Source organism: Acinetobacter sp. GG23 (genome assembly GCF_057766365.1).
Map to the genome: position 1 here is coordinate 482348 of NZ_JBYMDJ010000002.1, position 14008 is coordinate 496355.

Consider the following 14008-nt stretch of genomic DNA (forward strand, 5'->3'; position numbering starts at 1 on the left):
GAGACATCTATACCTAAAATAAAAAGGAGCACGATATGCAGTTGTTTCAAGATTTATTTGACCAGTCTAAACAACTCAATCAGGCTCCCTCTCAGGCGCAGTTGGCTTATCATGCGCAAAAAGGGCGATATAAAATTATTCATCAAGGCTTGATGATTCCGAATTTGCCAGCGCCCTTACATTACTTAAACTTTTTAAGTGTGATTGGTCAGCCCAATGTTCCTATGCTTCGCAACGAAAGTGCAATTCATTCCACTGCTTTAGACACAGCAACCATTATTGCCAGTGTTAGTCCACATATGATGGGACAGTTAAATTCCTATTCTGTTGAAAAAGAATGTCAGTTCAAAAAAGAATATTTCAGGTTTGCAGATCGGGAAATGCTTTCTGGAAGTTTTCCGCATTTTCGTATTCAGCGCGAAGATAAAGAACTAAGTTTTGATTTATCTATAACCACTAGCAATCTCATTTCTTATTTTACCAAGTTGCGTATGGGATTGGCAGATCACTGGTCAATAGTATGTCAGTGTGAAGGTCAAATTACTTATAAAGCGCAGAAGTTTGAAATTCAGCAAATGGGCTGTTTTGAATATGCACGCTCCATAAACTTTTCCTATTTACCACTCGCATTTTTTACTTATCAGATTATTAATCTGGAAAACAATCGTCAGCTTCTGTTAGCACAAATTCGTGATCCTTTTAATCGCATTGTGCAATCTCGTTTGTATTTACGGGACGCCCAGACCGGAATAGCACAAATGTTTGATGATAATGTCCGTTTCAAAGTCCATCGTGTTTATCCGAAGGTGAAAACGCCGAATGGACAATACATGTATTTGCCGCGTGAGTTTGAATGGGCTTATATTGGTAAAGATGGCACCTGTATTTCAATTCAAGCACAAAGTCGCGGAGATTTTAAATTTGGTTTGGGTGCCGGTTATGTAGGTAGCTTTAAATATCAAATTAAAATTAATCATCAGGAAGAAATGGGTGAAAGTGGTTACTGCGAATATACGGATTGTCGTTCATTGAACTGGCAGGAAAAAGATAAAGAAGAAAAAATGCGTGATGAATTAGTCAATACCGTACCTTTTGCGTGCAAAAAATAAGAAAACCCCGTCATTTTGCAGAATAAATAAGCGGTCATTAGGTTTTTGCTGAATTATTTGAAAAAGGGGGTTGCAACCCCTCCGAAATACTGTAGAATGCACATCCATCGGCGGTGATGTTGATTAAAACTTGTTGAGAAACAAGGATTTAGCCTAAAGGGTTTAAATCTGGAAGTCTTGAAGAAGTTGAAAATTAATCAATAAAACCTGTTGACTTTCTTTAGATAGAGAGTAATATAGCCGACCTAGCTTGCTGCTGATGAAGTTGCAAGACACTCATTAAGAGATTATGAAGAACAACTTGTGTGGATTTTTACCGGTTGATTGATCGAAATTATTTTCATTGATTGATGGTAAGAATTACTCGAAGTTTATTTGAGAAATATTTGTCAGAAAATTGATGAGCCAAGATTGGTGCCCTTTAAGGCACTAAGCAATATTAAACTGAAGAGTTTGATCATGGCTCAGATTGAACGCTGGCGGCAGGCTTAACACATGCAAGTCGAGCGGGGAAATGTAGCTTGCTACATTACCTAGCGGCGGACGGGTGAGTAATGCTTAGGAATCTGCCTATTAGTGGGGGACAACATTTCGAAAGGAATGCTAATACCGCATACGCCCTACGGGGGAAAGCAGGGGATCTTCGGACCTTGCGCTAATAGATGAGCCTAAGTCGGATTAGCTAGTTGGTGGGGTAAAGGCCTACCAAGGCGACGATCTGTAGCGGGTCTGAGAGGATGATCCGCCACACTGGGACTGAGACACGGCCCAGACTCCTACGGGAGGCAGCAGTGGGGAATATTGGACAATGGGGGGAACCCTGATCCAGCCATGCCGCGTGTGTGAAGAAGGCCTTTTGGTTGTAAAGCACTTTAAGCGAGGAGGAGGCTACCTAGATTAATACTCTGGGATAGTGGACGTTACTCGCAGAATAAGCACCGGCTAACTCTGTGCCAGCAGCCGCGGTAATACAGAGGGTGCAAGCGTTAATCGGATTTACTGGGCGTAAAGCGTGCGTAGGTGGCCAATTAAGTCAAATGTGAAATCCCCGAGCTTAACTTGGGAATTGCATTCGATACTGGTTGGCTAGAGTATGGGAGAGGATGGTAGAATTCCAGGTGTAGCGGTGAAATGCGTAGAGATCTGGAGGAATACCGATGGCGAAGGCAGCCATCTGGCCTAATACTGACACTGAGGTACGAAAGCATGGGGAGCAAACAGGATTAGATACCCTGGTAGTCCATGCCGTAAACGATGTCTACTAGCCGTTGGGGTCTTTGAGACTTTAGTGGCGCAGCTAACGCGATAAGTAGACCGCCTGGGGAGTACGGTCGCAAGACTAAAACTCAAATGAATTGACGGGGGCCCGCACAAGCGGTGGAGCATGTGGTTTAATTCGATGCAACGCGAAGAACCTTACCTGGTCTTGACATAGTAAGAACTTTCCAGAGATGGATTGGTGCCTTCGGGAACTTACATACAGGTGCTGCATGGCTGTCGTCAGCTCGTGTCGTGAGATGTTGGGTTAAGTCCCGCAACGAGCGCAACCCTTTTCCTTATTTGCCAGCGGGTTAAGCCGGGAACTTTAAGGATACTGCCAGTGACAAACTGGAGGAAGGCGGGGACGACGTCAAGTCATCATGGCCCTTACGACCAGGGCTACACACGTGCTACAATGGTCGGTACAAAGGGTTGCTACCTCGCGAGAGGATGCTAATCTCAAAAAGCCGATCGTAGTCCGGATTGGAGTCTGCAACTCGACTCCATGAAGTCGGAATCGCTAGTAATCGCGGATCAGAATGCCGCGGTGAATACGTTCCCGGGCCTTGTACACACCGCCCGTCACACCATGGGAGTTTGTTGCACCAGAAGTAGGTAGTCTAACCGCAAGGAGGACGCTTACCACGGTGTGGCCGATGACTGGGGTGAAGTCGTAACAAGGTAGCCGTAGGGGAACCTGCGGCTGGATCACCTCCTTAACGAAAGATTGACGATCGGTAAGAATCCACAACAAGTTGTTCTTCATAAAGATGTATCGATGGGTCTGTAGCTCAGTTGGTTAGAGCACACGCTTGATAAGCGTGGGGTCACAAGTTCAAGTCTTGTCAGACCCACCAAGTCTACTAACTGAAGAGTTGAAAGATGAAAATCTGGAGATGAAGTTACAAACGAAGAGATACATCGATCTAATGATAAGCTGGGGACTTAGCTTAGTTGGTAGAGCGCCTGCTTTGCACGCAGGAGGTCAACGGTTCGACTCCGTTAGTCTCCACCATAATTACAGAACTTAGTGAAAACTGAATTTAAGATTTAGATTTTATTAATTTCTGTGATTTAAGTATCACGGTATTAAACCTGACCTGACGAAGGCAAGTTTATTCATTAACAGATTGGCAAATTTGAGTTGAAATAAATTGTTTAACTCGTTTCAAACAACCTAACAAGCAATTGTGAAAGTTGAATGAAATGAGAACTAGCGATTAACTGAATCAAGCGTTTTGGTATATGAATCTAATAGAAGCTGTGCAGTGATTAAATTCACAGTACTTCAAACTGTATGTTGATTGATCTCCTTGTAGGATCAAGCGACTGTTTGGGGTTGTATAGTCAAGTAATTAAGTGCATGTGGTGGATGCCTTGGCAGTCAGAGGCGATGAAAGACGTAATAGCCTGCGATAAGCTCCGGGGAGGCGGCAAATATCCTGTGATCCGGAGATTTCTGAATGGGGAAACCCACTTAGCATAAGCTAGGTATTGCATGATGAATACATAGTCATGCAAGGCGAACGAGGGGAAGTGAAACATCTCAGTACCCTTAGGAAAAGAAATCAATTGAGATTCCCTTAGTAGCGGCGAGCGAACGGGGAAAAGCCCATTAAGTCATATAAGTTCTAGTGGAATGCTCTGGGAAGTGCAACCGTAGTGGGTGATAGTCCTGTACACGAAAGGGCTTATATGATGATGTCGAGTAGGGCGGGGCACGTGAAACCTTGTCTGAATATGGGGGGACCATCCTCCAAGGCTAAATACTCCTGACTGACCGATAGTGAACCAGTACCGTGAGGGAAAGGCGAAAAGAACCCCTGTGAGGGGAGTGAAATAGATCCTGAAACCGCATGCATACAAGCAGTGGGAGCCGGCATTGTGTCCGGTGACTGCGTACCTTTTGTATAATGGGTCAGCGACTTACATTCAGTAGCAAGGTTAACCGTATAGGGGAGCCGTAGAGAAATCGAGTCTTAATAGGGCGTTCAGTTGCTGGGTGTAGACCCGAAACCGGGTGATCTATCCATGAGCAGGTTGAAGGTTGGGTAACACTAACTGGAGGACCGAACCCACTGTCGTTGAAAAGCCAGGGGATGACTTGTGGATAGGGGTGAAAGGCTAATCAAACTCGGTGATAGCTGGTTCTCCCCGAAAGCTATTTAGGTAGCGCCTCGGACGAATACCATTGGGGGTAGAGCACTGTTTCGGCTAGGGGGTCATCCCGACTTACCAAACCGATGCAAACTCCGAATACCAATGAGTACTATCCGGGAGACAGACTGCGGGTGCTAACGTCCGTAGTCAAGAGGAAAACAATCCAGACCGCCAGCTAAGGCCCCAAAATTATAGTTAAGTGGGAAACGATGTGGGAAGGCATAGACAGCTAGGAGGTTGGCTTAGAAGCAGCCACCCTTTAAAGAAAGCGTAATAGCTCACTAGTCGAGTCGGCCTGCGCGGAAGATGTAACGGGGCTAAAACTATATGCCGAAGCTGCGGATTTACACGTAAGTGTAAGTGGTAGGGGAGCGTTCTGTAAGCCGATGAAGGTGGATTGAGAAGTCTGCTGGAGGTATCAGAAGTGCGAATGCTGACGTGAGTAACGACAATGCGAGTGAAAAACTCGCACGCTGAAAGACCAAGGGTTCCAGTCCAACGTTAATCGGGGCTGGGTGAGTCGACCCCTAAGGCGAGGCCGAGAGGCGTAGTCGATGGGAAATTGGTTAATATTCCAATACTTCTGTGTAATGCGATGAGAGGACGGAGAAGGTTAAGTCAGCCTGGCGTTGGTTGTCCAGGTGAAAGGTAGTAGGCATGCATCTTAGGCAAATCCGGGGTGCTCTATGCTGAGAACTGATAGCAAGCTGTACTTGTACAGCGAAGTGGCTGATACCATACTTCCAGGAAAAGTCTCTAAGCTTCAGTTACACAGGAATCGTACCCGAAACCGACACAGGTGGTCAGGTCGAGTAGACCAAAGCGCTTGAGAGAACTCTGCTGAAGGAACTAGGCAAAATGGTACCGTAACTTCGGGAGAAGGTACGCTGTCGACGGTGATGGAATTTACTTCCTGAGCGGTTGACAGCCACAGAAACCAGGCCCCTGCAACTGTTTATTAAAAACATAGCACTCTGCAAACACGAAAGTGGACGTATAGGGTGTGATGCCTGCCCGGTGCTGGAAGGTTAATTGATGGGGTTAGCGTAAGCGAAGCTCTTGATCGAAGCCCCAGTAAACGGCGGCCGTAACTATAACGGTCCTAAGGTAGCGAAATTCCTTGTCGGGTAAGTTCCGACCTGCACGAATGGCATAATGATGGGGGCGCTGTCTCCAGCAGAGACTCAGTGAAATCGAAATCGCCGTGAAGATGCGGTGTACCCGCGGCTAGACGGAAAGACCCCGTGAACCTTTACTGCAGCTTGACATTGAACTTTGATCTTACTTGTGTAGGATAGGTGGGAGGCTTTGAAACCAGGACGCTAGTTCTGGTGGAGCCAATCTTGAAATACCACCCTGGTAATATTGAGGTTCTAACTCTGCTCCATAATCTGGAGCGAGGACCATGTCTGGTGGGTAGTTTGACTGGGGCGGTCTCCTCCTAAAGAGTAACGGAGGAGTACGAAGGTGCGCTCAGCGTGGTCGGAAATCACGCGTAGAGTATAAAGGCAAAAGCGCGCTTAACTGCGAGACCCACAAGTCGAGCAGGTACGAAAGTAGGTCTTAGTGATCCGGTGGTTCTGTATGGAAGGGCCATCGCTCAACGGATAAAAGGTACTCTGGGGATAACAGGCTGATACCGCCCAAGAGTTCATATCGACGGCGGTGTTTGGCACCTCGATGTCGGCTCATCTCATCCTGGGGCTGAAGCAGGTCCCAAGGGTATGGCTGTTCGCCATTTAAAGAGGTACGCGAGCTGGGTTTAGAACGTCGTGAGACAGTTCGGTCCCTATCTACCGTGGGCGCTGGAAATTTGAGAGGATCTGCTCCTAGTACGAGAGGACCAGAGTGGACAAACCTCTGGTGTACCGGTTGTCACGCCAGTGGCATCGCCGGGTAGCTATGTTTGGAAGGGATAACCGCTGAAAGCATCTAAGCGGGAAGCCTACCTCAAGATAAGATTTCCCAAGGACTTTATGTCCTCTAAAGAGCCGTTGAAGACTACAACGTTGATAGGTTGGATGTGGAAGTGCAGTGATGCATGAAGCTGACCAATACTAATTACTCGTGAGGCTTGACTATACAACACCCAAACAGTTGTATACTTCAAAAGATTGATCAGCAAAATGCTTGATTTAGTGAAGCGTTAGTTAGACAATGTTCAACTCAAACAGCCCAATCTGTTACAGATTTGGAAACACAAGTACGGCATGAGGAACACTGTTCCGCAAGATAAGACCCGAACGTATCCATAACAGTTGTGCTGGCGACAATAGCAAGAGTGAACCACCTGATCCCTTCCCGAACTCAGAAGTGAAACCTCTTTGCGCTGATGGTAGTGTGGGGTTACCCATGTGAGAGTAAGTCATCGCCAGCTCATTATTCCTAAAAGCCCCGCTTAAATAGCGGGGCTTTTTTTATGCCTCAAAAATAATCACTGAAAGAGCCAGAAAAGAAAACCGCTGTCGCAAATAGTTAGGCTGGAAAAAATCCAGCAAGGGAAAAGCTTTGACGCCTGTTTTTATTCCAGCTGTCGTCGGGCATGTTTAAAGGCAGTTCTCAAGCCTTCTTCCAGGGTGGGATGGTAAAAGGGTTTCTCCAGGATCTCATCCAGGCTTAACCCTTCAGAGATCATCCAGCATAATAGATGCGCCATATGTTCAGCAGACTCAACGAACAGTTCGCTTCCCAGAAACTTGCGGGTTGCTGTTTCGATATAAACTTCGACAGCCCCTTGGTTTTTACCCAACACCATGGCCCGGCCCTGGTTTTTGTAGGACACAAAGCCGGTGACAAATTCAGCTTTGGATTGCGTCAGCTGCTGAAAGCTCTGTCCAACAATAGCCATTTCCGGTTGACTAAAAACAATGCCCAGTGGGGTCAGAGTTTTGATATTTTTAAGTTTAGGAAAGTTTAGGCAATTATGAACTGTAGTTCGCCCTTCGTGAGCAGCTTCATGCTGAACTGGAGAATTGGTATGAGCATCACCAATAATAAAGATTGGATAATCAGCTAATTGTTTAGTGTGCAGATCTAATGGAAGCTTTTTTAGATCGGTAAATTTAGAATTGATATTTTCTAGACTTAAACTATTTAAATAACTGTTACGTCCTGTCGCGATCAAAACATAATCAGCAGTTAAATTATTTAGATTTCCATTTTCTGTATAACTGATTTTAACTTTGTTACGGAATTTTCGGACTTGCTCAGGCTGTATTTCAAACTTGATATTTAATTCTTCCGCTAAAATATCTTGTGCAATTTTTTGTAATTTTGGACTGGTTAAAGATCCCACTTTACGGCTACGGGCAAAAACAGTTGTTTTAACTCCTAAACGCTGCATGGCTTGTGCAAGTTCAATCGCAATAACCCCACTACCGATCACTGCTAATGATTTTGGTAATGTTTTTAGTTCAAAAATCTGATCGGAAGTAATGAGTTTATCACCCAGTTCATTTTTCCAATCTTTATTAAGATTCGGGGTTGATCCCACAGCAATAATGAAACTTTTGGCTTGATATTGTTTTTGATTAACTTGAACCGTTTTTGAATCGATAAAATGGGCTTTTCCAGAGATTTTATGGGCATTATCCCAACGATTAACTTCCTCTAGTGTTGCCTGGGTGAAGTGATCGCGTAGCTTTCTTAGATGTTGCATCACCTGTGACGTATCAATTTTAGCTGAGACACTTAGAGCAACTTCTTGTGCATGTTGAATTTCATGCATTCTGGTGGCTGTTGATATAAGGACTTTACTTGGCATACATCCTACACGGGCACAAGTGGTATCCCAAGGTCCATCATTAATTATCAGAATATTTTGGGTGTGTTTTATTGCTTCTTTATAGGCAGATATTCCTGCAGTACCCGCACCTAGAATAATAATGTCGTACATTGTGAAATAACTCTCATTTCTATATTTTTTAGGCTAACACAGTTAAACATTTATCATGCTTTTGTTTACATAAACCACCAGATATGATTACATATCGGTCAATATAAATTAAATGAAAACACTATTTTTATAGGGATTGTGGGGATTTTTTAATGAGTAAAAATGTTGGATTAAAATTATCGACAGTAGCTTTGGCTGTCTTGTTAGCGAGTTGTGGTGGCGGTGGAAGTGAAGGATATTATAATGATGGTTCGGGCAATTCTTCTTCTACTAACCCAAGCACTGGCGAGGTTGTGAAAGCTGTCGATATTAGTGCTGTTCAATTGATTGATCGAAATGGTAACTTAACTCAGTCAATCGCAGCAGAAGGTGTGATAGCTAAAGTAAAAGTAACAGATCAGTCAGGTAAAGGAATTAGTGGTGCATTAGTTACATTTACAGTGACTGGTGGTGTTGTTTTAGGTAGTTCTAATGGTGCTGTTTTAACTAATACCAACGGCGAAGCGAGTATCTCGGTTAAGCCTGAAAATATGAATACTAATGGTGCTTATCAAATTTCTGCAATTGCAGATTTTGATGGGGCTACAGCATCAACAAAAGTACTTAATTTCTCGCTTCAAGCAACTAATATTAGTTTAGTCGATATGACGGCAGCTAGTACTCAATTAGAGTCTGGCGGCTCAACAAATATCACGTTAAAAACGCAAGACGCAAATACAAAAGTTAATCAGAATAATGTCAATGTAGAGTTCACTGCAACATGCGGTAAATTTGAACCTGCTACAGTTGTTTCATCAAATCAAGGAAATGTTACGACATCATATAAAGCGATTGGCACAGATGGAAAGCTTTGCACAGGAACACAAAAAATTTCGGCGAAAGGTTTAAATATCCCAGAAGTTGCACTTGATGTCAGTATTAAGGCGCTTGAGGCTAATTCATTAGTATATACATCTAATAAACTTAATTTAGGGATTAGAAAAAGTGGCTCAGCGTCATCTGGTCAAATTGAATTTACTTTGTATGCAAATGGCGTACCCGTAGCAGATCAAGATGTGTTGATTGAGAAAGTGCAAGCACCAGAAGATTTATCGTTCGTATCATTTGGAAATCGTAATAACAAAACTATAAAAAGTGATTCAAATGGTAAAGTGATTGTGAATCTTTATCCAGGAGATAAACCTGGACCTGTAGAGATAAGAGCAACTCTAGTTTCAGACATAAATGTTTCGGCTATCTCTAAAGAGGTATCTGTATCCATTGGTCGTTTAACTCAAGATGGATTAAGCTTGTCAGTATCTAAAAATTCATTACAGAATGTAATTGATGGCGATGCTGCAACTATTACAGCGAGGATGGTGGATCGTACACGAAATCCTGTTCCAGATGGGACGGTAATTAGCTTTGTTTCAGAGGGCGGTAAAGTTGAACCTAATTGTTCAACAGTCCAAGGAGTGTGTTCTGTAATGCTAACGACACAAGAACCTCGTCCTTTAGATAATCGTGTTACTGTTTTAGCTTATGTTGAGGGTGATAAAACCTTTACAGATTTAGATGGTGATAATCTTTATACTAAAGGTGTAGATACACTTCTTAGTAATATTGGCAGCTTTTTCCGTGATGATAACGAGAATAATCAATATAACAAAGATTATGGTATTGGTGAATTTCTTTATAATCGTGCAGTATTAGGAAATAAAGCGACATGTGCCCCATCTACAATAAGACAGCCAAATATCGCAGACACATGTGATGATAATTTAGATACGGTTGTTCGTCAGCAATTATTATTTGCATTTGCAGAGAATACACCAACTTTTACCAATGTAAATGCGAGTGGAAGTTTATTGTCTTTTAATATGTACGGAAATAGTGCTCAAAGTGTACCTATGCCAACAGGTACAACAATAAGTGTTACGCCTGAGGATAATACAAAAAATAATGATTTATCTTGTACTGCTGAGTTGGCAAGCGGGAGTTCACCTGTTGCAAATGTATTTAATCTTTTAACACCAATCACATTCAAAAATAATAATCAAAGTTATTATGGCTATCGTCTAAAAGAATGTGCTGTAGGAGATACGTTGAAAGTTTCTGTTTCTTCGCCAGATGGTAAAGTATCAACGATTTATGTATCTTATCAATAGAAATTGTATTTATAAAAAAACAGCGCTTCGGCGCTGTTTTTTATTTAGGGGCTTTAAATTGAAGTTCCCACACTCACCCCAACCGTAGGTCGAACATTCATAGAGCTACATCCCGCAAAGGCACATGAAATAAGGATAAGAAGAATTATTTTATTCATTGAGTAATCCCAGTTTTTTCGCTTTATTAAATAATACGGAAGAGCGTACGCCACTTCGATATATCATTAAAATTGGTTTTAGAAGCATATTATAATATTTTGAAAATTCAAGGATGTCTGTTTCAGAAACTTTATTACTGAGAATAGATTGATAAATAAAACTAATATGAGCTTGTTCAGTAATATGACGTAATTGATTGACTGAAATCGCTTGCCTTGTTACTGATGGAAGCGATTCACAATTATCTATTTAGAATCTTTGATGCATCAAAATTTTAAATTATCATTTGACCTGTAACATTTACCGAAGAATTTAAACTAAAAGGTAACTCAATAGTTTCTGCGAAAATTTATATATTCCAGGTCAAACTTAAACTTATTAAAACATGATCAACAACATGCTTAATCATCCAGCAAATCCATTTGTTTTGCGAGTTGGAATAAATTGTTTGAGCGGTTTCCGGTACGGCAGAACATGAGTACCGGCTTTGGAAGCTCATTAAAATGATTGGCAAATGTACGGACATCAATTTCAGTAATTTGACCCGCAACTACAGGCTGGAAAACATAATCTAAACCTGCATTACGTGCGGCTTCTTCAATTTGTGCACTTGTAGGTTGTTCGGGACCACCTTCCAGATCTGGACGGTTGTTGATAATTGATTTAAAACCTTTTTCAACAACTTGTGCTACTTGTTCCGGGGTAATTTGACCTGCAAAGCCGACATTTTCACTCATTTTGTCACTCCATAATTTTCTAAATAGATATATGCTTTATGATAGCATTAAGCTGAAACAGGAGCTTAATCTGTTGAAATTTTTATAAGCGATTACAACCATAAAATAACGCAATGGAGCGCATATGCATTCCTATACAGTTGAACCACTGTATGTAAATAGTGGAAAAGATGTCATTGCTGCGGATTTTTATCGTCCCAAAACTGAACATAAACCTGCGGTCATTATCATGGCTCATGGTTTGGCAGCCTTGCGTCACTTTAAACTGGTTCAGTATGCCCAACGTTTTGCTCAAGCAGGTTATGCAGTTGTATTGTTTGATTATCGTTATTGGGGTGGAAGCACAGGTCGTCCACGTGAGTTGGTGTCGATTCAATCTCAATTGGAAGACTGGCGAACCATGATTGCGCATATTTTAGAGCGAAAATCAGTAGATACGCGGCGTATTGTACTCTGGGGGACTTCTTTAAGTGGGGGATATGTCTTAAATTTGGCGGCGGAATTAAAAAATGTGCATGCTGTAATAGCTCAAATTCCCTTTGTTGATGGAACAGAAAGTGCCAAGCTTTACCCTTTACAACAACTCCCAAAAGCATTAAAAATATCCAGTCAGGACTATATGGGTGCAAAAGTCGGCATGTCCCCGAAAACCTTGCCTGTCGTAGACAGAAAGGGTTTATGTTTTATGCCGACAGCCGATAGTTATGACGGCTATTTATCCATTGTCAATCCGGATTATTTCTGGAGTGGAGAGATTCCGGCCCGGATTTTTTTTAATTTAATTCGGTATCGTCCTATTCAGGATGTGCGTAAAATTAGTATCCCTGTTCTGTTTATTGCTTCCAAACGAGATAGTCTGATCCCTATTGAGTCAAGTCGGGAAACAGCAACCAATATTGCACCTTATGTGCAATATCATGAATGGGATATGCAACATTTTGATATTTATCATGATCAATGGTTTGAAAAAGCGATATCTACCCAATTAGAATTCTTACATCAACATATTGGAGTAAGCTAAATGATTATTGTATGTCCTGCGTGCGGTGCTAGAAATCGAGTGCCTGAAGATAAACTAGAGGCAAATCCAAACTGTGGCCAGTGTCAACATGCGCTTATTCCTCTGGCTCCAATTGAATTGAATGAGCATAATTTTAGTAACTTTGTCACCCATAGTGAATTGCCTGTACTGATTGACTTATGGGCTGAATGGTGTGGTCCTTGCAAGATGATGGCACCTCATTTTGAACAGGTGGCAAAACAAAATCCGAAAGTAGTTTTTGCAAAAATTAATACCGAACAATCGCCTCGACTCAGCGGGGCTTTTAATGTACGAAGTATTCCCACCTTGGTTTTGATGAATAAAACCCGTGAAATTGCTAGAATAAGCGGTGCTTTACGATCTACAGAGCTGCAACAGTGGCTAGATCAGCAATTAAATGCCAAAACTGGGAGCTAATGTGTCAGATACTCATGTAAAACCTGAAGGAACCCTTTCTCTTCAAACCATTGCGATGCCGGCAGATACCAACTGGAGTGGTGATGTTTTTGGTGGATGGATTGTTTCACAAATGGATTTGGCAGGTGCAATTCATGCAGAACGTTTTAGTAAAGGACGTTGTGCAACTATTTCAATTAATCAAATGACTTTTTTGGTTCCGGTAAAAGTCGGTGATGTGATTAGTTGTTATACCAAAATCTTAAAAGTAGGTAATACCTCTATTCAGATGCAAATTGAAGTCTGGGATAGTCATGACAGTTCACGTGAACCAATCCGTGTGACAGAAGGAGTGTTTACCTTTGTTGCCGTCGATGTGAAAGGTGGAAAGCGTCAAATTCCAGAGGATGTAAAACAAAAATATTTAGCATCACAACCCGCGTAATAATGAAATATAAAAAAAGCCCAATATGGATTGGGCTTTTTTATGTGCTGAATTTTTTAAAACAACGTCTGCTCTATTTTAAGCTCAGTTATTTTTACAAAAGAAAAAACATCATTCGATTTAGCTTTAAGTAATCAAAATTAAAAATCAAACTATTTATTTAATTGTGACTTTGACACCCAAGCCCACAACATTTCACATTGAATCGGTTCTTCACCTGATTCATCAGTCACCTTTACGGTCACCAATGTTTCACCTTTTTCAGTGCTTTGCATCATTTTTTGCTGATCATCGGTAAGTGTTGCAGTTGCAATCATTGCACCTTTGGTGGGGCGTTTAAAATCAACTTTAAAACTTTTGATTAATACGATACAAGAATCCGGAACATTCATGCCTGTAACAAAACCGGTAGCTGTTTCAGCAATTAATGCCATGGCGCAGGCATGCACCTGACCAATGTGGTTTTGCATTGCACGATGGTTTTCAATTTTCACTACCACTTTTGAGTGGCTCACTTCGAGGTAGCGAATATTGGCACTACCCACCATCGGTACGATCCGACCAAATGCTTTGCTCCACAGTGTACTGCGAATACCTTTGGGTAATTTAGAGGTTGCTTTAACCAGTTTTGATAAGCGATTGGTCGGTGTCATGAAAT

The 14008-nt window shown here is 42.1% G+C and carries 8 protein-coding genes, 2 tRNA genes and 3 rRNA genes; 10 read left to right on the forward strand and 3 right to left on the reverse strand.

All coding sequences use genetic code 11. The features are described 5' to 3' along the window. Positions 1-35 precede the first annotated feature (35 nt). The 6 genes from AC3CAU_RS05480 to rrf all read left to right on the forward strand — a co-directional run bounded on the left by AC3CAU_RS05480 (position 36) and on the right by rrf (position 6906). The gene (locus AC3CAU_RS05480; RefSeq protein WP_131214302.1) at positions 36-1109 is read left to right on the forward strand and encodes a DUF6670 family protein; all 1074 of its coding nucleotides are present in this window, start codon (positions 36-38) and stop codon (positions 1107-1109) included. Positions 1110-1550: 441 nt separating this feature from the next. Then, positions 1551-3088, forward strand: a 16S ribosomal RNA gene (locus tag AC3CAU_RS05485). Positions 3089-3149: 61 nt separating this feature from the next. Continuing rightward, a tRNA-Ile gene (locus AC3CAU_RS05490) sits at positions 3150-3226 on the forward strand. Positions 3227-3308: 82 nt separating this feature from the next. Beyond that, a tRNA-Ala gene (locus AC3CAU_RS05495) sits at positions 3309-3384 on the forward strand. 330 nt (positions 3385-3714) lie between these two features. Next, positions 3715-6611: ribosomal RNA gene (locus tag AC3CAU_RS05500) — 23S ribosomal RNA — on the forward strand. 180 nt (positions 6612-6791) lie between these two features. Continuing rightward, positions 6792-6906: ribosomal RNA gene (rrf, locus tag AC3CAU_RS05505) — 5S ribosomal RNA — on the forward strand. The 16S, 23S and 5S rRNA genes sit together here with 2 tRNA genes alongside, the layout of an rRNA operon. 144 nt (positions 6907-7050) lie before the next feature. Here the strand turns inward: rrf and AC3CAU_RS05510 are convergent. Then, positions 7051-8424 carry a dihydrolipoyl dehydrogenase gene (locus AC3CAU_RS05510; RefSeq protein ID WP_447053653.1) on the reverse strand — a complete coding sequence of 458 codons (1374 nt, stop codon included), beginning with the start codon at positions 8422-8424 and terminating at the stop codon, positions 7051-7053. A gap of 152 nt (positions 8425-8576) precedes the next feature. Here AC3CAU_RS05510 and AC3CAU_RS05515 point away from each other — a divergent pair, with 152 nt between their 5' ends. Next, entirely contained in the window at positions 8577-10571 is a 1995-nt protein-coding gene (locus AC3CAU_RS05515) for an Ig-like domain-containing protein (RefSeq protein ID WP_447053652.1), read from the forward strand. Between the two features lie 560 nt (positions 10572-11131). Here the strand turns inward: AC3CAU_RS05515 and AC3CAU_RS05520 are convergent. After that, positions 11132-11467 carry a protein tyrosine phosphatase family protein gene (locus AC3CAU_RS05520; protein WP_424620368.1) on the reverse strand — a complete coding sequence of 112 codons (336 nt, stop codon included), beginning with the start codon at positions 11465-11467 and terminating at the stop codon, positions 11132-11134. Positions 11468-11591: 124 nt separating this feature from the next. On the opposite strand from AC3CAU_RS05520, the gene AC3CAU_RS05525 reads away from it, so the two are divergent. The 3 genes from AC3CAU_RS05525 to AC3CAU_RS05535 are packed head-to-tail and all read left to right on the forward strand — an operon-like array spanning position 11592 to position 13350. Then, complete coding sequence (locus tag AC3CAU_RS05525; RefSeq protein WP_447053651.1) at positions 11592-12488, forward strand: alpha/beta hydrolase; 897 nt, start codon at positions 11592-11594, stop codon at positions 12486-12488. After that, positions 12489-12926 carry a thioredoxin TrxC gene (trxC, locus tag AC3CAU_RS05530; protein WP_131218506.1) on the forward strand — a complete coding sequence of 146 codons (438 nt, stop codon included), beginning with the start codon at positions 12489-12491 and terminating at the stop codon, positions 12924-12926. Beyond that, entirely contained in the window at positions 12907-13350 is a 444-nt protein-coding gene (locus AC3CAU_RS05535; protein ID WP_424620372.1) for an acyl-CoA thioesterase, read from the forward strand. The genes trxC and AC3CAU_RS05535 overlap by 20 nt, the downstream gene beginning before the upstream one ends. A gap of 152 nt (positions 13351-13502) precedes the next feature. Here the strand turns inward: AC3CAU_RS05535 and AC3CAU_RS05540 are convergent, their stop codons facing one another. Then, positions 13503-14003: a DUF4442 domain-containing protein gene (locus AC3CAU_RS05540; RefSeq protein ID WP_447053650.1), complete on the reverse strand. Its 501-nt coding sequence runs from the start codon at positions 14001-14003 to the stop codon at positions 13503-13505. Between the last annotated feature and the right edge of the window lie 5 nt (positions 14004-14008).

Excerpts from the sequence above, each read along its gene's own strand:
- AC3CAU_RS05480 (WP_131214302.1), top strand. The coding sequence starts at position 36 with ATGCAGTTGTTTCAAGATTTATTTGACCAGTCTAAACAACTCAATCAG.
- AC3CAU_RS05540 (WP_447053650.1), bottom strand. The coding sequence starts at position 14,003 with ATGACACCGACCAATCGCTTATCAAAACTGGTTAAAGCAACCTCTAAA.
- AC3CAU_RS05510 (WP_447053653.1), bottom strand. The coding sequence starts at position 8,424 with ATGTACGACATTATTATTCTAGGTGCGGGTACTGCAGGAATATCTGCC.
- trxC (WP_131218506.1), top strand. The coding sequence starts at position 12,489 with ATGATTATTGTATGTCCTGCGTGCGGTGCTAGAAATCGAGTGCCTGAA.
- AC3CAU_RS05515 (WP_447053652.1), top strand. The coding sequence starts at position 8,577 with ATGAGTAAAAATGTTGGATTAAAATTATCGACAGTAGCTTTGGCTGTC.
- AC3CAU_RS05525 (WP_447053651.1), top strand. The coding sequence starts at position 11,592 with ATGCATTCCTATACAGTTGAACCACTGTATGTAAATAGTGGAAAAGAT.
- AC3CAU_RS05535 (WP_424620372.1), top strand. The coding sequence starts at position 12,907 with ATGCCAAAACTGGGAGCTAATGTGTCAGATACTCATGTAAAACCTGAA.
- AC3CAU_RS05520 (WP_424620368.1), bottom strand. The coding sequence starts at position 11,467 with ATGAGTGAAAATGTCGGCTTTGCAGGTCAAATTACCCCGGAACAAGTA.